The following is a 20,870-nucleotide window of genomic DNA, read 5'->3' as shown; positions in this document are numbered from 1 at the left end:
TCGCTCGGATGTTGGTCCGAATGCGTTCCATATGTGAGACATCTGAGCAGGCTGTTTTGTGCGCGATGGGGCCTAACGATCAAATAACGATGCCTTGTCCCCGGTTCTCAGGCGACCGGCTCGGGCACCGTCGATCGCTCCGGGGTGACTCCGGTGTCCGCGGGCCGGGTCCGCAGGGACAGCAGGCCGACCGGCACTCCGATCGCCACGATGATCCCCGCGACGATCAGCGCGAGCTGGTACCCGTCCAGGAACGCCGTGATCGGACCCGCCCCGGCCCTGGCGGCGGTGCCCTGCCGGGCGCTCAGGACGGTGCCGAGCACGGTGACGCCCAGCAGGCCGAACACCTGGCGGGAGACGTTGAGCACCCCCGACGCCAGGCCCGCGCGCCCGGCCGGAAGCGCGCCGAGGATGGCGTTCGTGAGCGGGACCAGCAGGCCCGCGCCCAGGCCGTACAGCATCAGCCACGGGAAGAGGCCGGCGTAGGTGCCGTGCTCACCGATGGACGACATCGCGATCATCGACCCGGCCATCAGGCCGAGGCCCGTGGCGACGGTCGGGCCGGTTCCGAAGCGCGCGGCGATCCGCGGGGCGAAGACGGCGAGCCCGGCCATGAGCAGCGCCATCGGGACGAAGGCGGCGCCGGCCTCCGTGGGGGAGAAGCCGAGGACGTTCTGCAGCCACAGCGCGGTGAAGAAGTAGATGCCGAAGACCCCGAACGACCACAGCCCCATGGCCAGCATGCCGCCGCTGAAGACCCGCTCCCGGAACAGCGACAGCTCCATCATCGGCTCCTCGGCGCGTGACTCCCACAGCACGAAGGTCACGGCCGCGGCCGCCGCCAGCGCGAACGCGAACGCGATCGCTCCGGAGGTCCAGCCCTCGCTCTCGCCCTCGATGAGCGCGTACGTCAGCGCGAACAGCGCGAGCGTCGAGGTCACCAGGCCGGGCAGGTCGAGCCGTCGCCGCGCCGGGGTGCCGGATCGGCCGATGGCCCACGCGCCGAGGGCGAAGGTCACGGCGCCGATCGGGACGTTGATGAGGTAGATCCAGCCCCAGTGCCAGTTCTCGCTGATGAGGCCGCCGGCCAGCGGGCCGAGGGCGAGGGCGAGGGCGCCGATCGCGCTCCACACTCCCACGGCGATCCCTCGCTCCCGCGCGTCGGGGAAGGTCAGCGGGATCAGGGACAGCGCCGTGGGGGCCAGCAGCGCGGCTCCGAGGCCCTGTGCCGCCCGGCTGAGGATCAGCGTCGTGCCGTCCCCGGAAAGGCCGGCCGCGGCGGAGGCCAGCGTGAACAGGACGAGGCCGATCAGGAAGACGCGCCGCTGCCCGAACAGGTCCGCGAGCCGGCCGCCCACCATGAGCAGTCCGGCGAACACCAGCATGTAGCCGCTGACGATCCATTCCAGGCCGGAGATCGTCAGGCCAAGGTCCCGCTGGATGGTCGGGAGCGCCACGTTGACGACGTTGTTGTCGAGATAAGTCATGAAAGTGGCCAGCGAGACCGCTACGAGTGCCCACCATCGACGATTCACGAAAGTCCTCCTCTACGATGTACTTGTACGTCGTACATGTACGTCGTACAGCAGACCTTGTACGGCGTATAGTTGTCAAGTGGCCCAAGAGAAGCTGACCCGTGAGACCGTCGTCGAGCACGCCCTGACGCTGGCCAACGACGACGGCGTGGGCGCGGTGACGATCCGGCGGCTCGCGGGCAGCCTGGGCGTCACCCCGATGGCCCTCTACTGGCACTTCAAGAACAAGGAAGAGCTGATGTCGGCGCTGGCGGAGCATGTGCTCTCCCGCGTGACCGCCGACGTCTCTCCAGGCGATCTCTGGCACCGGCGGCTGCGGGTGATGGTGGAGGCGCTGGTGCGGGTCATGCGCGAATACCCGTGCGTGCCCGACCTGCTGACCGAGGTGGAGGACAAGCACGAGCTCGAGAGCTTCAAGCGGGCCACCGAGGCGACACTCGACGTGCTGACCGCGGCGGGGTTCACGTTGCGCGAGGGCTTCCAGATCTCGTCCTACCTGCTCAACGGCACGATCGCCCTGGTCAAGGGGCGGCCCGCGTGCTCGCGCCGCCCGTTGGACGCCGAGGAGGCCGAGGCCCGGCGGCAGCGCAGGCTCAAGCTGGAGTCACTGCCGCGCGACCGCTACCCGCACATGGTCGAGTACGGTGCGACGCTCGCCGAGCCGCCGGACGTCGAGGGGTACTTCACCTTCGGCGTCGACCTGCTGCTGGCCGGCATCGAGACGCTGGCCGCCCGCCCTTCGTCCTAGGGCCGGGAGGGCCGGCGGCGGGGACGGGCGCAGGCCGCGGCGAGGACGCCCGCGAGCGCGACCGACGCGAGCACGAGGTAGGTCCGCTCGAACCCGGACATCAGCTGCTCGACCGCCACAGGGGACAGGCGCGAGAGCGTGCCGGCGTACACCAGGTCGCGCAGCTCGGGAGAGACGGCGCTGCTCAGCACGGTGAGGGTCGTGGCGACGCTGAGCACGATGCCGACATTCATGATCATGAGCCGGAAGCCGTTCACCACGCCGAGGCTCCCCGGCGGCAGCGCGCTCATCACCTGCGTCGTGTTGCCGGTGAGGAAGGTCCCGTTGCCGCACCCGGCGAGGAACAGCCCGATCGCGATGATCCAGTACGGAGTGGTGGTACCGGTCGAGAGCATCAGGCTCAGCAGCCCGGCGAAGTTGAGCGCGCAGCCGCCGATGGACAGGGCGTAGGGCGAGATCCGGCGGCCGAGGGTGCCCGCGATGGGCGAGGCGAGCGCCATGCCGATGGGGACGGGCAGTACGGCCAGCGCCGCGGTGAACGCGTCGATGCCCCGCGCCGCCTGGAAGTACAGCGCGATCAGCAGGACCAGGGCCGACCGGGACAGGGCGGTGCAGAAGGAGGCGAGGTTGGCGAAGGTCAGCATGCGCTCGCCGAACAGGCGCAGGTCCAGCACCGGGTGGGACGCGCGCCGCTCGACCACGACGAGCAGCGGGACCAGGACCACGAAGATCAGCCCGCCGGCGATCACGACCGGGCTGGACAGCCCGCGCGAACCGGCCTCGGACAGGGCGATGAGCGCGGCGGTCAGCGCGGCGAAGACGATGAGGTTCCCGGCCGCGTCGACCGGCGTACGGGGCCCGGCCGGCACCTTCCGCAGGGTCGTCCACCCCCAGATCAGCGCGATCACCCCGGGCGGGACGTTCAGCCAGAACACCCACTGCCAGCCGGCGGTGTCGGCGATCAGGCCGCCCAGGGTCGGCCCGGCGAGCTGGGCCACCGACAGCGTGCCGATGTACACGCCCATGCCCTGGCTGAGCCGGTCGGGCGGGAAGGCGTCGGTGATGATGACCGTGCCGTTGGCGAGGATCATCGCCGCGCCGAGCGCCTGCAGCGCCCGCATGGCGATCAGCAGGCCGACGTTTGGGGAGAATCCGGCGAGCAGCGAGCAGACGGTGAAGAGCGCGAACCCGATCAGGTAGATCTCGCGCCGCCCCAGCAGGTCCGCCACCCGCCCGAAGAATACGAGCGTCGCCGTGTTGATCAGCAGGTACGACAGCAGGATCCAGGAGGAGGCGAACGCGCCGGCCTGGAAATGGCGCACCACCGACGGCAGGGCCACGTTGAGGGTGCTCGCGTTGACGCCGATGAGGACGAGTCCGAGGCTGGTGACCGAGCAGACGCGCCAGGCGTAGCGCAGCCTCTTCGCGTATTCGGGGGTTCCGGGGAGAAGGGTCGTGGCCTGCTGGAGGGGGTGGGCGACCATGCCCCTAGTCTGACGTACGCCGTACGTCCGGTTTGTCGGTGGTGCGGGGTGGAAGATCCGCCTAAGGGGCGCGGCCGGGAAGACCGTCCGGTCAGCGGGCCCGTTTGCGCAGGCCGTCCAGGTCGTAGATGATCACGCGACGCCGGCCCGTCTCGATCAGTCCCCGGTCGCGCAGCGAGCGCAGCGCCTTGCTGACCGCCTCGCGGGAGGCGCCAGTCCACCCGGCCAGCTCGTCCTGGGAGAGCGGCAGCGCCACCCTGACCCCGCCGTTGGTCGGCTCGCCGAAGCGCTCCGCCAGCTCCACCAGCCGGGTGGCCACCCGGCCGGTCGTGTCGAACGCGCCGTACTCGACCCGCTTGCGGTCGGAGTCGCGCAGCCTGCCGACGACGAGCTGAAGCAGCAGGACGGCGACCCGGCCGTGGTCGTGCAGGAAGCCCGAGAAGTCGCGGACCACGACACCCTCGATGGGCTCCAGCGCGGTGACCGTGCCCGAACGAGGCTCCCCGCTGATGAACGACATCTCGCCGAGGAGCGCTCCAGGGCCCCGGATGGCCAGCACGACCTCGGTCCCTCCGGCGGTGTGCGAGGAGACCTTGACCCGTCCGGAGGTCAGCACGAGCACCCACTCGGAGGTGTCGCCCTCCGTCATCACGGTGGTGCCGCGTTCCCACCGCTTCCTGCGGCCGCTGGCGCACAGCTCGGTGATCTCGTCGTTCGTGAGCAGGGCCAGGAACTCTCCCGGCTCGGGGGCTGACGAAGACGTCATCGTTCCTCCAGATTGAGGGGCAACGCTCGATTATGTCCACCCGGCCGCGCCTTGGGCCCGGTCGTTCTCCCGGTACACATGCCGGGGATTCGCGTCCTTTTACCGGCGTCAGTCCAGCGCGGTGAGCACGAACGCCGCCACGCTCTGCTCCTTGCCCTTGAGGCTGAGCGCGCCCAGCGACCGCACCTTCGCGGCGGCGCCGATCTGCTCGCGGGTGGTGGCGCCGATGACGACCGTGCCGGGCTCGGCCATCGACTCAAGGCGCGACGCCACGTTCACGGCGTCGCCCATCGCGTTGAACCCGCGCAGCTCGGGGCTGCCGATGTTGCCCACCAGGGCCAGGCCGGTGTTGATGCCGATGCGGAACCGCGGGTAGCCGGGGTTGCCGGCGGCGATCTCCTCGGCCGCGGCCTGCATCGCGAGGGCCGCCCTGGCCGCCTGGGTCGCGTGCATCTCCTGCGCGGCCGGGGCGTTGAACAGCGCCAGCAGCGCGTCCCCGACGAACTGCACGATCGTGCCGCCGTGCCGCAGGATGCACGGCACCGCCGCGGTGTGGTAGCGGTTCAGCATCTCCACGATCTCGCCCGGTGACACCCGCTCGGAGAACGAGGTGAACCCCTTCAGGTCGGCGAACAGGGCGGTCAGCTCTACCAGGGAGCCGCCCAGCGCCGCCTGGTCGGGGTCGGCGAGCAGCGAGGCGGCCACATCGGGCGACATGTACTGCCGGAACAGCGTCTCCAGCTCGCGGTACAGCCGTGCGTTCTCCAGCGCGATCGACAGCTGGCTCGCCAGGGTGGCGGCCAGCGCCTCGTCCTGGCGGGTGGTGCCCACGGGCACCTCCAGCGCCCCGGCGACCACTCCCTTGACGGTGAGCGGGTGGATCACCCGCCCGTCACCGCTGATCGTCTCGGTGGCCTTGAATTCGTCCAGGCCGTACGCGCGGTCGCCCAGCCTGATGGCGCCGTGCGACAACAGGCCGATACGCACGTCCCCGTAGGCCTCGCGGACGCGTTCGAGCGCCCCGGCGAGCAGCCTGTCCTCCCCCAGGCTCACGCGGGCTTGACGGCCGACTTCGACCAGCGCGCCCAGCCGCAGGGACAACTCGCGCTCGGCGGCGAGGGCCTGGCCCGCCCGGTCCAGGACGGCGGCCTGGCCCTCGTTCAGCCGGAACTTGCCGGCCAGCCGCAGCGCGACCGGCGCCCGGGAGGCGGCGCCGCTCTCGCCCATGCGCCGCAGGTGGCCGACCAGCTCCTCCAGCGCCTCGTCGTACTGCGCCTGGATGCGGCGGACGGTCGCGGCGAGCGTCACCGAGTCGAACAGGCCCTGGCTGGACCCCTCCCGCCGGAACTGGATGTAGGCGCTGTAGGCGACGAACACGAAGGCCGTCGTCAGCAGCAGGTGCCACTCCCACCACGACAGCACCCAGTTGGGCCGGAAGAACCCGGCCACCATGGCCTCGCCGAGCAGGGCGTACGCCGTCACCAGGCTCACGATCATCGCCGAGGGGCGGCGGCGGTGGATGCGGAACATCAGCGCCGCGGACAGGGCGTACAGGGCCGCGCCGATCCAGGAGAAGACGCCGATGGTGGCCCCGCCGGGCGGGGGCGGGTCGCTCAGCGGTGTGAGGCCCTCCACCAGGGAGGCCCACCCCCACGCCACCAGGACGAGCACGAGAGCGGCCCGCAGCAGGTCGGCGCGGGCGAGCACGGCCGCCGCGGCCCGTTCACCGAGGGGCAGCGAGGAGGCGAAGGCCAGCACCGCCGCGACGGCCAGCCCGACCGGCTGGCCGATGTCGAAGCCGTAGCTTCCGTGCTCCAGGATGATCGTCGGCGTGGCCAGGCCGTGCAGCAGGAAGAATCCCGCGCTGCTCAGGAAGACCAGCGAGACGAGGAGCAGCCGTGCGTCCTTGTGCCGTGTGGCGGCCTGGCTGATCAGCACGCCGAGGACGACGTTGACGCCCGCCACCCCGACGATCAGCCAGAAGTGGCTCGGCGGGTGCTCCCACCGGAAGTTCAGCTGCTTGGGATAGGCGACGAGCAGCCAGAGGCCGATCAGCGGCACCGCGATGTGGATCGCCCACACGATGCCCCGCACGGGGTGCGTCGCCGGAGGCAGGTACGGCGAGAGCCCGCCGCCTTCGCCCGTGCCCTCACCTGCGGCCGGTTCGAGGGCGGTGGCGGTGGCGGATCGCAGGTCGGCGCCGGATCCCGGACCGGCGGCCGGCCGTGCCGCGGGGTCCGCCTCCGTTCCGGCGGCCCCGCCGGGTACCGGCATGGAAGCCGCCCCCGGAACGGGCCTGCGTAGTGGGCGCGTGTGATCATTCGACGGCACGGTCGCCTCCGCATCAGCCAGTCGAGTTCCCCCCGAACCTGCCGATTATCCCTTCCAGTTAGGCAGCGGGCGAACGGTGACGATGGCCGGTGGAATATCGAGATCGAAACGAGCCGCAGCTATGTACTGGAATGCCCGAAACATCCATTAGTTTGGCGGTGCCTGGCCCTATTAATCCCATATTGGGTGGCCGGTTCAGGCCATGGAGGCGGTGGATCTTGTGGGGGGTCCACCGCCCTGCCCCCGTCCGGAGCCGGCCGGTCGAGACGCCGGCCGGTCCAGAACGGCCGATCAGGAACCGAAGACGGCCGGAAGCGCCCCCTCGTGGACGGCGCGCAGCTCCTCCACCGGGACCTCCAGCACGCCCTCCACCCGCAGCGCCGGCCCCCCGGTCATGCCGAGGCAGTAATAGGGCACCTCGCGCCGCGCGCAGAGCTCGGCGAGCGCGTCGTAGGACTCGGGCCGTACGGCGAGCAGGACCCGGGCCGTGGACTCGCTGAACAGGTCGACGAACGCATCGGGACCGGGAAGCTCCACCGTGCCGCCCACGCCGCGGGCCAGGCACGCCTCGGCCAGGGCGACCGCGAGGCCGCCGTCGGACACGTCGTGCGAGCCCTCGATCAGGCCACGGCCGGCCGCGTCGACCAGGACGCCGCCCAGCGAGCGCTCGGCCTCCAGGTCGGCCGCCGGGGGAAGGCCGCCGAGGTGGCCGTGGACGACGTGCGCCCACTCGGAGCCGCCGAACTCGTCACGGGTGTCGCCCAGCAGCACGATCTTCAGGTCGGGGGCGGTGAAACCGTGAGGTACGCGCTTGCGGACGTCGTCCAGGACGCCGAGCACGCCCACGACCGGGGTCGGGTGGATCGGCGTCGAGCCGGTCTGGTTGTAGAAGGACACGTTGCCGCCGGTCACCGGCACGCCCAGCGTCTTGCAGGCGTCCGCGAGGCCGCGCACGGCCTCGGCGAACTGCCACATCACCTCGGGGTCCTCAGGGGAGCCGAAGTTCAGGCAGTTGGTCACGGCCAGCGGGCGCGCCCCGGTGACCGCCACGTTGCGGTACGCCTCGGCCAGCGCGAGCTGCGCCCCGGCGTAGGGGTCGAGCCGCGCGTAGCGGCCGTTGCCGTCGGTGGCCAGCGCGATGCCGCGGTCGGTCTCCTCCGCCCCGGGCATCACCTCGCCGATGCGCAGCACGCCGGCGTCGGCCGGCATGGCGAGCACGGTGTTGCCGCGGACGTAACGGTCGTACTGGGAGGTGACCCACTCCTTGGAGGCGAGGTTCGACGACCCGAGCAGCGTGAGCAGCGTCGCCCGCAGGTCGTCGGGACGCGCGAGCCGGACGGGGTCGTCGGCGTTGAGCGCGGCCTGGGCCTCGGGCTCGTGGAACGGCCGCTCGTACACCGGGCCCTCGTCGGCCGCGGTGCCCGGCGGGATGTCGACGATGACGTCGCCCTTCCAGGTCATCACCAGCCGCCCGGTGTCGGTCACCTCGCCGATCACCGTGGCGGGGACGTCCCACCTGGCGCAGATCGCCATGAACGCGTCGATGTCCTCCGGCGTCACGACGGCCATCATGCGCTCCTGCGACTCGCTCATCAGGATCTCCTCGGGGAGGAGCGAGGGGTCGCGGAGCGGGACGAGGCCGAGGTCGACGCGCATGCCGCCGGTGCCCTTGGCCGCCAGCTCGGTCGTCGCGCAGGACACCCCGGCCGCGCCGAGGTCCTGGATGCCGACCACCACGTCGGCCTCGAAGAGCTCCAGGCAGCACTCGATGAGGAGCTTCTCCATGAACGGGTCGCCGACCTGGACGGCCGGGCGCTTGGCGTGCGACTCGTCCTCGAACGTCGCCGAGGCGAGCACCGAGGCGCCGCCGATGCCGTCGGGGCCGGTGCGCGCGCCGAACAGCACGACCTTGTTCCCCGGGCCGGGCGCGGTGGCCAGCTTGATCTGGTCCTTGCGCAGCAGCCCGACGCACAGCGCGTTCACCAGCGGGTTGCCGATGTAGCACGGGTCGAAGGCCAGCTCGCCGCCGATGTTGGGCAGGCCGAGGCAGTTGCCGTAGGAGCTGATGCCCTCGACGACCCCTGGGAGCACCCGCCTGGTGTCCGGAGCGTCCAGCGCGCCGAAGCGCAGGGCGTCCATGACCGCCACCGGCCGCGCGCCCATCGACATGATGTCGCGGACGATGCCGCCGACGCCGGTGGCCGCGCCCTGGTGGGGCTCGACGTACGAGGGATGGTTGTGCGACTCGATCTTGAAGGTGGCCGCCCAGCCGTCGCCGATGTCGACCACACCGGCGTTCTCCCCCATGCCGACCAGCAGTGCGTCGGACTTGGGGGCCTTGGTGCCGAACTGGCGCAGGTGCACCTTGGAGGACTTGTAGGAGCAGTGCTCGCTCCACATGACCGAGTAGATGGCGAGCTCGGACGACGTCGGCCGCCGCCCGAGGATCGCGCGGACGCGCTCGTACTCGTCGGCCTTCATGCCGAGCTCGGCGTACGGCTGCGGCTCGTCCGGAGTCTCGGTGGCCCGCGTGACTGAGTCGATCATGTGTTCTCCTCGCGCCCTACTCGCATCGGCTTCGCCCATGGCCTTGGTCACAGGTTCACGAATCTCTTCAGGATCGAGGTGAAGAAGCCGCGGCCGTCCACGCTCGGGGCGCCGGTCAGCTCCTCGACGGCGTGCTCGGGGTGGGGCATCAGGCCGACGACGTTGCCGGCCTCGTTGCTGATGCCCGCGATGTCGTTCATCGAGCCGTTCGGGTTGCCGCCGAGGTAACGGAAGACGATCTGGCCGCCGCTCTCGAGCGCGCCGATCGTCGCCGTGTCGGCGACGTAACGGCCCTCGCCGTGCTTCACGGGCAGCAGGATCTCCTGGCCGGGGGTGTAGTCGCCCGTCCAGGCCGTCGCGGCGTTCTCCACGAGGATGCGCTGGTCGCGGCAGACGTAGTGGAGACCCTCGTTGCGGGTGAGCGCGCCCGGCAGCAGGTGGGCCTCGCAGAGGATCTGGAAGCCGTTGCAGGTGCCGAGCACGGGCAGCCCGGCGCGCGCCGCCGGGATCAGCTCCTCCATCAGCGGCGCGAAGCGGGAGATGGCCCCGCAGCGAAGGTAGTCACCGTAGGAGAACCCGCCGGGCAGGAAGACGGCGTCGACGCCCTTCAGGTCGCGGTCGGCGTGCCACAGGGGGACCGCCTCTCCACCCGCATGCCTGACGGCTCGTGCCGCGTCCTGATCGTCAAGAGTTCCGGGAAAAGTGACCACGCCCACACGGGCAGCACTCATGGCTCTCGTACCCCTCCACATGCGAGCGCCGCGCCGGCGTCTGACTCATCGACGGCGGCCTGCGGCGGGTACATCCAGGCTACCTGTTACCCACACGAGACCGAGACCGCGGCAGGGGGCGTGAGCGCGACCACGGCGCGGAGGCGGGCGGGGATGGGACCACGGCGGGAAGGAGAACCGCGCGACCAGGCGAAGGAGGGGAACCGCGCGAGCCCGGGCGGGAGCGGGAGGGGGATCAGACCGCGGCCAGCTCGCGGTCGTGGTTGGCGAGGAACTCCTCGTCCCAGTCGAGCTCCTTGCGGAGGCAGACCGTGGTGCCGCTGCCGGGGGTGATGTCGAAGGAGAGCTCGTCGACGACCGACTGCATGATCAGGATGCCGCGCCCGTGCTCGGTGTCCCCGGAGGGATACTGCCGCGGGATCGCCCCGAGCCCGAGGCCGCCGTCGACGACGCGAAGCTCGCACCGGCCCCCGCCGATGGCGGCCATCACCGCGTAGCGCTTGGCGGGACCGCCGTGCCGCACGGCGTTCGCGCAGGCCTCGGAGGTGGCCAGGAGCATGTCGGACACGCAGTCCTCGGTGACGCCGATGCAGCGAAGGGTGTCACCCAGAACCCGCCGGACCATCGGGATGCCCATGGCATCCCTTGGCAAGGCCAACGAGAACTCAATATCCACCGGACCCCTCCGTGGCGCCGAAAGTCACGTTGGGGAGGTTCCCCGGAGAATCAGGGCTAACCGCAGAATCACGCTGTTGTTATTTAGTGTTGGTCAGACGCTTGCTTTCTGGTCCGACCAAGATTCCCTTTTGCGTGGTTTGCGAAGAGTTGGGGCGGGCAGGAGGGGTCCTACTGTGCCTCGACGCGCACAGAGTAATCCTCGATCACCGTGTTGGCGAGAAGGGTCTCGGCCATCTTGCGGACGTCCGCGAGGGCGGCCTCGTCGGCGGGACCCTCGATCTCGACCTCGAACCTCTTGCCCTGCCGTATCTCGCTGATGCCGGAGAAGCCGAGCCGGGGGAGCGCCCTGGCGATCGCCTGCCCCTGCGGATCGAGGATCTCCGGCTTGAGCATGACGTCGACGATGACGCGTGCCACGTGGTCCTCCTGTATCGTGCCGCCGGCCCTCGCGGGGACCGGCATGCTTTCCGGCGCCACCAGCCTAACGGTGGCGGCCCGGCCGGCCGTCCCCGCCCCGCCCTCGCACCTGGGGTGCCGGGCGGGTGTGCGATGGGACGCATCGGGAACGGGAGAAGTGTGGATAAGAGGGTGTCCGGTCTTGCGCAGCGGCCTGTGATGTCTGCCACGATGTCCCCAAACGCTGAGGTACCACCACCAGAAGGTACTAATGCGTGTTAACCGGCCGAAAGATGGTGATCCCATCAGCGTGGCCCTGAACGCACAGGAGCGGCACGTGACATTCGACGCCTCTCGTGGTGCCGAGGCACCCCCCGAGCTCGTACAGCTGCTGACCCCCGAGGGTGAGCGGGTGGAGCATCCCGCCTATGACATCGACCTGACGCCGGAGGAGGTGCGCGGTCTCTACCGCGACCTGGTCCTCGTGCGGCGCGTCGACATGGAGGCCGTGGCACTCCAGCGACAGGGCGAACTCGGCATCTGGGCATCACTGCTCGGCCAGGAGGCCGCCCAGATCGGATCTGGACGCGCACTGACCGACGCCGACATGGCCTTCCCGACCTACCGCGAGCACGGCGTCGCCTGGTGCCGCGGAGTCGACCCGGTCAACCTGCTCGGGCTCTTCCGCGGCGTCAACCACGGAGGCTGGGACCCCGCCGAGCACAACTTCCACCTCTACACGATCGTGATCGGCAGCCAGACCCTGCACGCCGTCGGCTACGCGATGGGCATCCAGCGCGACGGCGCCGACGCCGCGACGATCGTCTACTTCGGCGACGGCGCCACCTCCCAGGGCGACGTCAACGAGTCCTTCATCTGGGCGTCGGTGTTCAACGCCCCCGTGGTGTTCTTCTGCCAGAACAACCAGTGGGCCATCTCCGAGCCGCTCGAGAAGCAGTCGAGGATCCCCCTGTACCGCCGGGCCAGCGGTTTCGGCTTCCCCGGCATCCGGGTGGACGGCAACGACGTGTTCGCCTGCCTCGCCGTCACCCGCCAGGCACTCAAGAACGCGCGCGAGGGGCAGGGCCCGACGCTGATCGAGGCCTTCACCTACCGCATGGGCGCCCACACCACCTCCGACGACCCGACTCGCTACCGCGTGGCGGGCGAGCTGGAGGCCTGGAAGCTCAAGGACCCCATCGAGCGCGTCAAGGCCTACATGTTCAAAAACCAGCTCGCCGACCAGGACTTCTTCGACTCCATCGAGGCCGAGGCCGCCGATCTCGGCCGTGACGTGCGCAAACGGTGTCTGGAGATGCCCGATCCCCACCCGTTGGAGATCTTCGAGCACGTGTACTCCGAGCCGCACGCCCTGCTGACCGAAGAGCGCGAGCAGTACGCCGCCTACCTCGCGAGCTTCGAGGGAGGCGAGCGATGACCACGCTCACGCTCGCCAAGGCGATCAACGAGGGCCTGCGCACCGCCATGGAGGACGACTCCAAGGTCCTCATCATGGGAGAGGACGTCGGCAAGCTCGGCGGGGTGTTCCGCGTCACCGACGGGCTCCAGAAGGACTTCGGCGAGAGCCGCGTCATCGACACCCCGCTCGCCGAGTCCGGCATCATCGGCACCGCCATCGGGCTCGCACTGCGCGGCTACCGGCCGGTGTGCGAGATCCAGTTCGACGGGTTCGTGTTCCCGGCCGCCGACCAGATCATCACCCAGCTCGCCAAGATGCCGCTGCGCTCGCTCGGCAAGATCAAGCTCCCCGTCGTCGTGCGCATCCCCTGCGGCGGCGGCATCGGCGCGGTCGAGCACCACAGCGAGTCGCCCGAGGCCTACTTCACCCACACGGGCGGGCTGCGGGTCGTGGCCTGCTCGAACCCGGTGGACGGCTATCACATGATCCAGCAGGCCATCCGCTGCGACGACCCGGTCATCTTCTTCGAGCCCAAGCGTCGTTACTGGGACAAGGCCGAGGTCGAGCGCGGCGCGGCCCCGCTGGCGTTCGACCGCGCCCAGATCGTGCGCCCGGGCACCGACGTGACCGTGCTCACCTACGGCCCGATGGTCAAGACCTGCCTGGAGGCCGCCGCCGCCGTCGAGCAGGACGGCCGCTCGCTGGAGGTCATCGACCTGCGGTCGCTCAACCCGCTGGACACCGAGATGGTCTTCGAGTCGGTCCGCAGGACCGGCCGGTGCGTGGTCGCCCACGAGGCGCCCGTCTTCTCGGGGCTCGGCGCCGAGCTCGCCGCCCGCATCACCGAGGCGTGCTTCTACAGCCTCGAGGCGCCCGTGCTGCGCGCCGGCGGCTTCTCGACGCCCTATCCCCCGTCGCGGCTGGAGGACCACTACCTGCCCGACCTCGACCGGGTCCTGGACGCGGTCGACCGTACGTTCGCCTTCTAGGAGGGGCTGTGCTGAGAGAGTTCAAGCTCCCCGACGTCGGCGAAGGGCTGACCGAGGCGGAGATCATCAAGTGGCACGTCTCGGCCGGCGACAAGGTGGTGATCAACCAGACGATCGTCGAGATCGAGACCGCCAAGGCCGTCGTCGAGCTGCCCTGCCCGTTCGAGGGCGTGGTCGGCGCGCTGATGGCCGCCGAAGGCGAGACCGTCGACGTCGGCAAGCCGATCATCGCCGTCGAGACCGGCGAGGAGGGCCCGCCGCCCTCCGGTGGCGCCCCGGCCGCGGTCTCGGGTACCGGCGCTCCCGCGGGCCGGCAGACGGCGCCGGCCGACGACATGGTCCCCGCGCCGCCCGCCGAAGGAGGCGAGGCGAAGCCGGTCCGCACGCCGGTGCTGGTCGGGTACGGCGTCAAGCCGGGGGCCACGACCCGCCGTCCCCGCAAGAGCCCGGCGCCCTCGGCCCCGGGCGCGCCCGCCACGGCGGGCGCGTACGCGGGGACGGGCGCCGAGCGGACCGTCGCCCCCGCCGAGCCGGCCGCCGTCCGCGAGCCGGCCGGCCCTGCCGCGGCGTCGCGCCAAGGGGTCGCCGTGCTGGCCAAGCCGCCGGTGCGCAAGCTGGCCAGGGATCTCGGCGTGGACCTGACCTCGATCACCGGCACCGGGCCGAACGGCTCCATCACGCGGGACGACGTCCACGCGGCCGCCGAGGGGGCCACCGCGCCCGCGGTCACGCCGGCGATCGGATACGCCGGATACGGCGAGTACGCCGGGAGCGAGAGGGAGGAGCGCATCCCGGTCAAGGGGGTGCGGAAGGCGACGGCCGCGGCCATGGTCGCCTCGGCCTTCACCGCCCCGCACGTGACCGAGTGGCTCCAGGTCGACGTGACCGCCACCATGGACGCCGTGCGGCGGCTGCGCGAGCTGCCGGACTTCGCCGAGGTCAAGGTGTCGCCGCTGCTGCTCGTCGCCAAGGCGCTGATCACGGCCGTCCGGCGGTATCCGCTGATCAACTCGACCTGGACGGGCGAGGAGATCGTGGTGAAGCGCTATGTGAACCTCGGCATCGCCGCGGCCACGCAGCGCGGGCTCATCGTGCCGAACGTCAAGGAGGCGCAGGCGCTGCCGCTCCCCGAGCTCGCCAGGGCGCTGGGCGAGCTGACCGAGAAGGCCCGGTCGGGACGGTGCACCCCCGCGGACCTGACAGGCGGCACCATCACGATCACCAACGTGGGCGTCTTCGGCGTGGACGCGGGCACGCCGATCCTGAACCCCGGTGAGGCGGCGATCCTCGCGTTCGGCCAGGTGCGCGACCTGCCGTGGGTCGTGGACGGCCAGATCGTGCCGCGCAAGGTCACCACGCTCGCGCTGTCGTTCGACCACCGCATCGTCGACGGCGAGGTGGGCTCGTACGTGCTGCGTGACGTGGGCGCGATGCTGCAGGACCCGCTGCGCATGCTCGCCTGGAGCTAGTCCTCCAAGGAGGGCGAGAGGGGGCGGAGAGGGGCCGTGAAGGGCTCCCCTCCGGCCCCTTTCGGCTTCTTCAGAGCTGTTCTCGCGATGTTCCCGCAGCTCAGAGGCTTCTCAAGTTGGCCGCAAGTCATGCCCACAGTCATCAACAAGTGTGATCCAAGTCGGGCTGCCTAACTTCGTCATCACAAGCACGACGGATCCCCGGGGGGACACCAGGGGAACGAGATTTCGCCGCGCGAGCGGCGGGAGGGAAAAACGAGATGTCGAAGATCATGCTGAACGACCTTGCCATCGACGGTGCCGAGCTGACCGACGCCGAGCTCGGCGACGTGGCCGGCGGCCGCTGGTCGGTGAGCTGGACCATCGGCGGCAAGCCCGCCGAGTGGGTGAACAACTGATCCAGCCGGACCGCGGCTGAGCGGGGCCTGCCGGCTCCGCGCTGAGAGGGACACGACGTCACAAGGACGTCGTGGACCGGCCGGGCTTCATCGCGGAGCCCGGCCGGGGTCCCGGTCGCACACGGTGCCCGGAGACCTGCGCATCACAACGAATGAGAGAGTTCGCCGCGCGAGCGGCGGGGGGAAACCGAAATGTCGAAGATCATGCTGAACGACCTTGCCATCGACGGTGCCGAGCTGACCGACGCCGAGCTCGGCGACGTGGCCGGCGGCCGGATGCACGTCTCTTGGTACACCGGCGGCAAGCCCTCCGAGTGGGAGGGCACCAACAACTGACCCGCGTCACGCGGGTCTCGATCAGGAAGGGTCGGCGGGCGCGACGGGGGCGTGCACGGGGGGTGGCACGCGGCGCCTGAGGGGGCGTACGGGGGCCAAGCGGGCGTACGGGGGCGTACGGGGGCGCCCGAGGGGGCCTACGGCCGCCGAGGCCGGTCGCACGGACCGTCCGCCGATCTCCTTCCGTTCCGGCGGAGCGGGCTTGTCCCGCTCCGCCGCTTTTATGCGGCGCGATACCGCGAGCGAGGCGAGCTGGAACATGATTCTCATACTGAGCGAGCGACTGGACGACACGGTCGACCTGGTGCTGCCGAAGCTACGGCGGCGGAACGTCCCGGTGACCTGGTGGGACAGCGGTGACTTCCCCGCGAGGAGCCGGCTCACGGCGGCCTTCTCGGCGGGAGGGCACCGGATCACCCTCCACACCGAGGACGGCCCGCTGGATCTGTCGACGGTGACGGCGGTGTGGCGCAGGCGCCCCACCCGCTCGGCGGCGTCCGCGAACGTGTCGGAGCCGACCCATCGCGCGCATGTCGACTGGCAGGCGCAGTTCCTTCTCGACGGGGCCTGGGACCTCATCCCGGCCCGGTGGCTTCCCTCGCGGCGCGAGCCCGAGCGTCAGGCGCACAACAAGATCATCCACATGGCCCGCGCGGCGAGCCTGGGCTTCTCGGTGCCGGAGACGGTGTTCACCAACGATCCCGCCGAGCTCGTCCCGGCGTACGAGCGCGCCGAGGGCCGCCTGATCGCCAAGCAGATCAACTCCGACTCCTTCACGGTGGACGGGGCCGACCACCGCACGTACACGACCGTGCTGACCCGCCGCCACCTGACCTCGCGCCACCTGCTCCGGCACGAGCCGGTGATCCTGCAGCCGTACGTGCCGAAGGCCGTGGAGCTGCGGGTGATCGTCGTCGCGGAGAAGGTGTTCGCCGCGGAGATCGACTCCCAGGCGTCCCGGACGGCCAGGGAGGACTGGCGCCACTACGACGACGACCGGGTCAGGTACGCCGCGCACGAGCTTCCCGGAGACGTGCGCAGGCGCTGCGCCGAGCTGGTCGCCTCCTTCGGGCTCACGTACGGGGCGATCGACCTCATTCTCACGCCCGAAGGCGAGTACGTCTTCCTGGAGATCAACCCGAACGGAGCCTGGGGGTTCGTCGAGACGCGCACCGGGCTGCCCATCAGCGATGCCATCGCCGACTGGCTGGCCCAAGGAGAGAGCGATGAGTGACTTCGGCGCGGTGCTGGAATCCGGCGTGGAGCTGCTGCGCAGGCTGCCGCGCAGGCGTGCCCGCGTGGAGGAGGCCCGCAGAGCCGCGGCGGAGTGGGGGAACGAGCACCCCGCCGCCGGCGCGCAACTGGTCGTCGACGTGCGGCCGGGTACGCCCGTGGTCGACTACGACCTCCTTCTCGCGCACCCCGGCGGCGGCACGGTGGCGCTGACCGCGCCGTCCGACGAGGGCGTGCCCTGGCTGATCGAGCACTCGACCCACTGGGCGGCCGGGCAGCTGGTCAGCGTGGACGACGTCCACCTTTCGGTGGCGCAGGCGCTCACCATGCTGCGCTCCCTCTCCCGCCGCGACATGACGCCGCACGACGAGATCGTCGACCAGTGCCTGATCCTCAACGAGGTCATGTCCGACGACGAGCCGCTCACCACCGAGGACCTGCAGGCGGCGGCCGACGAGTTCCGCAGGGGGCGCGGCCTGTACGACCGCGCGGCCACCGTCGCCTGGCTCGAACAGATGGGGATGTCGCCCGCGCAGTTCGAGGAGTACATCGGCGGCATCGCCCGCCGGCGCAGGTTCCGGCGGCGCAAGGAGGCCGAGCTCGCCCCGGAGTACCTCGCCGGGCACCGCTCACGGTTCGACCGGGCACGCGCCGTCTGGGCGGTCGGCTCCGAGCGGTGGACCGCCGCCACCCCGGCGGAGCTGCTGGCCATGCTGCCGGCGAGCACCGGTGAGGCCCAGGTGACCATCGGCGACCGGTGGGCCGGCGAGCTGCCGGAGCCCCTGCGGGACGCCGAGGCCGGCGCCGTCGCCGGGCCGGTCGAGCAGGGAACCGGATTCTTCACCGGCGCCGTCCTGAACCGCCGCCCGGCCGAGGACGACGCCGAGACGCTGGCCGCCGCGGGGCGTGCCGCCTTCGCGGCCTGGCTCGCCGAGCGCCGCGGCCGCGCGTCGATCGAATGGCACTGGCTGTGAGCCGCCCGATCTACCGCGAGGAGGCGCTGCGCCGGTACAGCGTCCGGGAGCAGCAGGCCGACAAACCGCTGGTCATCCGCAAAGCGTGGTTCGTCCTGTTCTGGGGGCTGGTCGCCCTCCTTGGCGCCGCCGGCGCGGGGCTGGCGGTCGTCCAGGTGCCCAACCTGGTGACCGTCCAGGTCATGGTCACCGGATACCAGGCCGAGCCGGCTTCGCACTTCGACGTCACGGCCCAGGTGCCGCAGGACCGGGACCTGCCTCGGGCCGGCGACGAGGCGACCGTACGGCTCGCGGGCCGGGCGCGGCCGCTTAGCTGCCACGTCACCGACCCCGGTGGTCCCGTGGTCACGGTGGAGCGGCTCAAGAAGCGTTTCGCCACGGCCACCGGGCCCGCCCGCCTCGCCGTGCTGTCCTGCCAGATCACCGGAGAGCAGCCTGACGGGCTGCTGCGCCGGTCCGGCGAGGCCGTGATCCCGAGCGGGACCGTCGCGGCCGGAACCCTGCTGCTCGGAGGCGGCTCATGAGAAGGCACGTGCCGGTCATCCTGCAGAACTCGGTCACCGAATGCGGAGCCGCGTCCCTGGCCATGATCCTGTCGTACCACGGGCACCGGATCTCACTGCACGAGCTGAGCGACCGGCTCCAGATCGGCAGGGACGGGCTGACCGCGCTCGCCATCGTGTCCGGCGCCCGCGACTCCGGGCTGAACGCCAAGGCGTTCTCCCTGGAACCCGCCGACCTCGCCCGCATCCCCATGCCGGCCGTGGTCCACTGGGAGTTCAACCACTTCGTGGTGGTCGAACGCTGGACGCCCGAGCGGGTGGACATCGTCGACCCCGGACCCGGGCGGCGCAGGCTCACCGCCGAGGAGTTCAACGAGGGGTTCACCGGCGTCGTCCTGGCGTTCGAGCCGGGCCCCGCCTTCCGCCGGGGAAGCTCCAGCGCGGCCAGCGCCTGGCGCCGCCAATTCCTGAAGACCCTCCTCATGCGCCGGCGCGGCCTGCTGGCGCAGGTCGTGCTCGCCTCGATCGTCCTGCAGCTGCTCGGCCTGGCGCTGCCCCTGTTCTCCCAGGTGCTGGTGGACCAGGTGCTGCCCACGGGCGCGGACGCCTTCCTCGCCCTGCTCGGCGGCGGGTTGCTGCTGGCCACGCTGACGCAGTTCGTCGTCGGGGCGCTGCGGTCGATCCTGCTGGTGTCGGTGCGGGCGAGCGCCGACGCCGAGCTGACCCGGGGAGTCATCTCCCACCTGATCGCCCTGCCGTTCCGGTACTTCGCGCTGCGCGGCACCGGAGACCTCGTGACCCGGGCGAGCAGCGTCGCCGTGCTGAGGGACATGCTCACCGGCCAGATCCTGTCGGCGCTCCTGGACGGGCCGCTCGCCGTCGGATACCTGATCCTGGTCTTCATCCGGGACCCGCTGTTCGGCGCGTGCCTGGTCGGCATCGCCCTCCTGCAGATCGTGCTGCTGCTCGTGACCACCCGCCGGGTCAACTACCTGGCACAACAGGAGCTGACGGCGTTCTCCGCGACGCAGAGCAACCTGATCCAGGCCATCGGCGGGATCGAGACGCTCAAGGCGTCCGGGGCCGAGCGGCACGCGGTCGAGCAGTGGTCCAGGAACTTCACAACCCAGCTGAACGCCGACGTACGGGGCGGGATCACGCAGGGCCTGCTGGAGGCCACCCTCGGCGCCATCCGCGTGCTGGCCCCTCTCGGCCTGCTGTGGATCGGGGCCTGGCGGGTGCTGGACGGGCAGCTCACCCTTGGGGCACTGCTCGCGCTCAACGCCATCGCCGTCGCCGCGCTCACCCCGCTGTCGTCGCTGATGTCCAGCCTGCAGAGCCTCCAGCAGGCGGGCGCGCACTTCGACCGGCTCTCCGACATCCTCGCCTCCGACCCCGAACCGGCGGAGGGCATCGAGGTCCTGCGCCTGCGCGGCGCCGTCGAGCTGCGGGATGTGGGCTTCCGGTACGACCCGAGGGCTCCCTGGACGCTCCAGGGCATCTCCCTGAAGATCGCCCCAGGCCAGAAGGTGGCCCTGGTCGGGTCATCGGGGTCGGGCAAGAGCACGCTGGCCCGGCTGCTGCTGGCCCTGCACACCCCGACCACCGGTGAGATCCGGTACGACGGGGTGCCGGTGAGCGAGCTGAACCTGCACACGCTGCGGCGGCAGTTCGGCGTGGTCACCCAGGATCCGTCCCTGTTCACCGGCACCATCCGGGAGAACATCGCGCTGAACGACCCGGGCGCCTCCTTCGCGCGCATCGTCGAGGCCGCGCGCATCGCCCGCCTGGACGACGAGATCAAGCAGATGCCAATGGGGTACGAGACCATGCTGACCGAGGGGGCCGGCCTGTCGGGCGGCCAGAAGCAGCGGCTGGCGCTCGCCCGCGCACTGCTCTCCCGGCCGAAGATCCTGCTGCTGGACGAGGCCACCAGCAACCTCGACAGCGAGAGCGAGGCGGCGATCGAGAGCCACCTCGCCCGGCTGACGCAGACCAGGATCGTCATCGCGCACCGGCTCAGCACGATCCGTGACGCGGACCTCATCCTGGTGGTGGACGGCGGCCGCATCGTCGAGCGCGGCACCCATCAGCAGCTCATGTTCCTCGGCGGCCGGTACGCCAGCCTGGTGGCCGCCCAGACCGACGGCGCCACCTCGAACGCGGGCGGCCCGGCGGAGGCGGCTCCCTCGCGGGGCTCCGAGGACGCCCACCTGACCCAGCCGCTGGTCAGGCACACCCCCGACCCGACCCACCTTGGCGCCACCGTGACGGCGTTCCCCGCAGGACCCGCCCCGAGCCGCTGAACATCCCGGACGGCCGCCTTCAGCGG

General features: G+C 71.0%; 18 protein-coding genes. 10 read left to right on the top strand and 8 right to left on the bottom strand.

The genetic code is table 11. The annotated features are described in order from the left end of the window. Positions 1-107: 107 nt before the first annotated feature. Positions 108-1,535 (bottom strand): MFS transporter, encoded by a 1,428-nt coding sequence (locus MYF83_RS30550; RefSeq protein ID WP_248964207.1) that lies wholly within the window; start codon positions 1,533-1,535, stop codon positions 108-110. A gap of 79 nt (positions 1,536-1,614) precedes the next feature. On the opposite strand from MYF83_RS30550, the gene MYF83_RS30545 reads away from it, so the two are divergent. After that, positions 1,615-2,283: a TetR family transcriptional regulator gene (locus MYF83_RS30545; RefSeq protein WP_248964206.1), complete on the top strand. Its 669-nt coding sequence runs from the start codon at positions 1,615-1,617 to the stop codon at positions 2,281-2,283. Here MYF83_RS30545 and MYF83_RS30540 read toward each other — a convergent pair. The 7 genes from MYF83_RS30540 to purS all read right to left on the bottom strand — a co-directional run bounded on the left by MYF83_RS30540 (position 2,280) and on the right by purS (position 11,237). Further along, the gene (locus tag MYF83_RS30540; protein ID WP_248964205.1) at positions 2,280-3,767 is read right to left on the bottom strand and encodes an MFS transporter; all 1,488 of its coding nucleotides are present in this window, start codon (positions 3,765-3,767) and stop codon (positions 2,280-2,282) included. The genes MYF83_RS30545 and MYF83_RS30540 overlap by 4 nt on opposite strands. A gap of 91 nt (positions 3,768-3,858) precedes the next feature. Continuing rightward, complete coding sequence (locus tag MYF83_RS30535) at positions 3,859-4,533, bottom strand: Crp/Fnr family transcriptional regulator (protein WP_248964204.1); 675 nt, start codon at positions 4,531-4,533, stop codon at positions 3,859-3,861. Between the two features lie 108 nt (positions 4,534-4,641). Next, positions 4,642-6,807, bottom strand: a complete 2,166-nt coding sequence (locus MYF83_RS30530; protein ID WP_248964203.1) for an adenylate/guanylate cyclase domain-containing protein — start codon at positions 6,805-6,807, stop codon at positions 4,642-4,644. A gap of 348 nt (positions 6,808-7,155) precedes the next feature. After that, the gene (purL, locus tag MYF83_RS30525) at positions 7,156-9,450 is read right to left on the bottom strand and encodes a phosphoribosylformylglycinamidine synthase subunit PurL (protein WP_372500286.1); all 2,295 of its coding nucleotides are present in this window, start codon (positions 9,448-9,450) and stop codon (positions 7,156-7,158) included. A gap of 8 nt (positions 9,451-9,458) precedes the next feature. After that, complete coding sequence (gene purQ / locus MYF83_RS30520) at positions 9,459-10,142, bottom strand: phosphoribosylformylglycinamidine synthase subunit PurQ (RefSeq protein ID WP_248964201.1); 684 nt, start codon at positions 10,140-10,142, stop codon at positions 9,459-9,461. Between the two features lie 235 nt (positions 10,143-10,377). Next, positions 10,378-10,779 (bottom strand): ATP-binding protein, encoded by a 402-nt coding sequence (locus MYF83_RS30515; RefSeq protein ID WP_248964200.1) that lies wholly within the window; start codon positions 10,777-10,779, stop codon positions 10,378-10,380. A gap of 209 nt (positions 10,780-10,988) precedes the next feature. Continuing rightward, positions 10,989-11,237 (bottom strand): phosphoribosylformylglycinamidine synthase subunit PurS, encoded by a 249-nt coding sequence (gene purS, locus MYF83_RS30510; protein ID WP_248964199.1) that lies wholly within the window; start codon positions 11,235-11,237, stop codon positions 10,989-10,991. A gap of 316 nt (positions 11,238-11,553) precedes the next feature. Here purS and pdhA point away from each other — a divergent pair, with 316 nt between their 5' ends. The 9 genes from pdhA to MYF83_RS30465 all read left to right on the top strand — a co-directional run bounded on the left by pdhA (position 11,554) and on the right by MYF83_RS30465 (position 20,844). After that, entirely contained in the window at positions 11,554-12,654 is a 1,101-nt protein-coding gene (gene pdhA, locus MYF83_RS30505) for a pyruvate dehydrogenase (acetyl-transferring) E1 component subunit alpha (RefSeq protein ID WP_248964198.1), read from the top strand. Further along, complete coding sequence (locus tag MYF83_RS30500) at positions 12,651-13,625, top strand: alpha-ketoacid dehydrogenase subunit beta (RefSeq protein ID WP_248964197.1); 975 nt, start codon at positions 12,651-12,653, stop codon at positions 13,623-13,625. The genes pdhA and MYF83_RS30500 overlap by 4 nt, the downstream gene beginning before the upstream one ends. Positions 13,626-13,633: 8 nt before the next feature. Continuing rightward, positions 13,634-15,094 (top strand): dihydrolipoamide acetyltransferase family protein, encoded by a 1,461-nt coding sequence (locus MYF83_RS30495; RefSeq protein WP_248964196.1) that lies wholly within the window; start codon positions 13,634-13,636, stop codon positions 15,092-15,094. Positions 15,095-15,354: 260 nt separating this feature from the next. Continuing rightward, on the top strand, positions 15,355-15,492 hold the full coding sequence (locus MYF83_RS30490) for a putative ATP-grasp target RiPP (protein WP_248964195.1): 138 nt from the start codon (positions 15,355-15,357) through the stop codon (positions 15,490-15,492). A 192-nt stretch (positions 15,493-15,684) separates the two neighbouring features. Then, positions 15,685-15,828 carry a putative ATP-grasp target RiPP gene (locus MYF83_RS30485; RefSeq protein WP_248964194.1) on the top strand — a complete coding sequence of 48 codons (144 nt, stop codon included), beginning with the start codon at positions 15,685-15,687 and terminating at the stop codon, positions 15,826-15,828. A 259-nt stretch (positions 15,829-16,087) separates the two neighbouring features. Next, entirely contained in the window at positions 16,088-17,062 is a 975-nt protein-coding gene (locus tag MYF83_RS30480) for an MvdC/MvdD family ATP grasp protein (RefSeq protein ID WP_248964193.1), read from the top strand. Continuing rightward, positions 17,055-18,035 (top strand): TIGR04500 family putative peptide maturation system protein, encoded by a 981-nt coding sequence (locus tag MYF83_RS30475; protein WP_248964192.1) that lies wholly within the window; start codon positions 17,055-17,057, stop codon positions 18,033-18,035. The genes MYF83_RS30480 and MYF83_RS30475 overlap by 8 nt, the downstream gene beginning before the upstream one ends. After that, complete coding sequence (locus MYF83_RS30470) at positions 18,032-18,559, top strand: hypothetical protein (protein ID WP_248964191.1); 528 nt, start codon at positions 18,032-18,034, stop codon at positions 18,557-18,559. The genes MYF83_RS30475 and MYF83_RS30470 overlap by 4 nt, the downstream gene beginning before the upstream one ends. Further along, the gene (locus MYF83_RS30465) at positions 18,556-20,844 is read left to right on the top strand and encodes a peptidase domain-containing ABC transporter (protein ID WP_248964190.1); all 2,289 of its coding nucleotides are present in this window, start codon (positions 18,556-18,558) and stop codon (positions 20,842-20,844) included. Before MYF83_RS30470 ends, MYF83_RS30465 begins: the two co-directional genes overlap by 4 nt. Positions 20,845-20,870: the final 26 nt, after the last annotated feature.

Source organism: Sphaerisporangium perillae (assembly GCF_023276435.1).
GTDB lineage: Bacteria > Actinomycetota > Actinomycetes > Streptosporangiales > Streptosporangiaceae > Sphaerisporangium > Sphaerisporangium perillae.
This window is presented reverse-complemented; position numbering and strand designations above follow the sequence as displayed.

Excerpts from the sequence above, each read along its gene's own strand:
- MYF83_RS30540 (WP_248964205.1), bottom strand. The coding sequence starts at position 3,767 with ATGGTCGCCCACCCCCTCCAGCAGGCCACGACCCTTCTCCCCGGAACC.
- MYF83_RS30535 (WP_248964204.1), bottom strand. The coding sequence starts at position 4,533 with ATGACGTCTTCGTCAGCCCCCGAGCCGGGAGAGTTCCTGGCCCTGCTC.
- MYF83_RS30530 (WP_248964203.1), bottom strand. The coding sequence starts at position 6,807 with ATGCCGGTACCCGGCGGGGCCGCCGGAACGGAGGCGGACCCCGCGGCA.
- purL (WP_372500286.1), bottom strand. The coding sequence starts at position 9,450 with ATGGGCGAAGCCGATGCGAGTAGGGCGCGAGGAGAACACATGATCGAC.
- purQ (WP_248964201.1), bottom strand. The coding sequence starts at position 10,142 with ATGAGTGCTGCCCGTGTGGGCGTGGTCACTTTTCCCGGAACTCTTGAC.
- MYF83_RS30515 (WP_248964200.1), bottom strand. The coding sequence starts at position 10,779 with ATGGGCATCCCGATGGTCCGGCGGGTTCTGGGTGACACCCTTCGCTGC.
- MYF83_RS30500 (WP_248964197.1), top strand. The coding sequence starts at position 12,651 with ATGACCACGCTCACGCTCGCCAAGGCGATCAACGAGGGCCTGCGCACC.
- MYF83_RS30490 (WP_248964195.1), top strand. The coding sequence starts at position 15,355 with ATGTCGAAGATCATGCTGAACGACCTTGCCATCGACGGTGCCGAGCTG.
- MYF83_RS30485 (WP_248964194.1), top strand. The coding sequence starts at position 15,685 with ATGTCGAAGATCATGCTGAACGACCTTGCCATCGACGGTGCCGAGCTG.
- MYF83_RS30480 (WP_248964193.1), top strand. The coding sequence starts at position 16,088 with ATGATTCTCATACTGAGCGAGCGACTGGACGACACGGTCGACCTGGTG.
- MYF83_RS30475 (WP_248964192.1), top strand. The coding sequence starts at position 17,055 with ATGAGTGACTTCGGCGCGGTGCTGGAATCCGGCGTGGAGCTGCTGCGC.
- MYF83_RS30465 (WP_248964190.1), top strand. The coding sequence starts at position 18,556 with ATGAGAAGGCACGTGCCGGTCATCCTGCAGAACTCGGTCACCGAATGC.